This is a genomic window from Lujinxingia vulgaris (genome assembly GCF_007997015.1).
GTDB lineage: Bacteria > Myxococcota_A > Bradymonadia > Bradymonadales > Bradymonadaceae > Lujinxingia > Lujinxingia vulgaris.
In genome coordinates, this window is sequence record NZ_VOSM01000062.1 from 1 (window position 1) to 629 (window position 629).

General features: G+C 61.7%; 1 protein-coding gene. It reads left to right on the forward strand.

Features of this window, described 5'->3' with window-relative positions; all coding sequences use genetic code 11:
- Window positions 1-2: 2 nt before the first annotated feature.
- Window positions 3-629: permease (locus tag FRC98_RS20885; RefSeq protein ID WP_283809671.1), on the forward strand; the 627-nt coding region annotated here is incomplete at its 3' end.

Consider the following 629-nt stretch of genomic DNA (forward strand, 5'->3'; position numbering starts at 1 on the left):
TTATGGTTTTTTGGCTCGCATCCCCCGTCATGGATCCCTCGATGTTCCTGTTGATTCTTGGGGTGTTGGGTTTGTCTTTCGCAGTGGGTAAGATATTTGCGGCCATGGGCATTGGCCTGCTGGGCGGATACGTTATTCACCTGCTCCAACGCTCGGGCGTCTTCGCGGATCCCTTGCGTCCCGACGTCGGGGACGGGGGCTGCGCGGGCAATCAGATACGCCAACCGAACCAGGTGGTCTGGAAGTTCTGGCCGCATCCCGAGCGCAGGAGCAGATTTCTGAAAGAGAGCTACAAGAACGGACTGTTCCTCGGCAAGTGGCTGTTGCTGGCCTTCCTTCTGGAAAGCCTGATGCTTGCCTACATTCCCGCAGATATGGTGGTGGACCTTGTGGGCACGGACTCCTGGCTCTCGCAGGCCAGCGCCACGCTGATCGGCGTGCCGGCCTATCTCAATGGTTATGCGGCATTGCCGCTGGTGGGTGGCCTGGTGCAGCAGGGCATGGCCCCCGGCGCGGCCATGGCTTTTCTGGTGGCCGGCGGCATCACCAGCATCCCTGCGGCCATCGCGGTCTTTGCCCTGGCCCGCCTGCCGGTTTTCCTGGCCTACGTAGCCCTTGCGCTTTCGGGC